At 71.2% G+C, this 233-nt stretch carries 1 protein-coding gene; it reads left to right on the forward strand.

All coding sequences use genetic code 11. The features are described from left to right. The coding region (locus ACZ6JE_RS15695; RefSeq protein ID WP_464319554.1) for a MaoC/PaaZ C-terminal domain-containing protein at positions 1-233 on the forward strand (233 nt) is incomplete at both ends.

Raw genomic sequence — 233 nt, forward strand, 5'->3', positions numbered from 1 at the left:
GGTGGGACGTACGGCCCCGTCGAGGTGACCGAGAGCTCCATCGTGGGCTTCGCGGCCGACTTCGACCCGCACACCCTGCACCTGGATCCCCTCGGCGCGGCCGACGGCCCCTTCGGCGGGCTGATCGCCAGCGGCTGGCACACGCCAGCCGTGATGATGCGGCTGATGGTCGACAACTTCCTGAACGCGCGGACCAGCCTGGCGTCTCCCGGCGTCGACGAGCTGCGCTGGCA

Source organism: Frigoribacterium sp. AC759, from assembly GCF_979256015.1.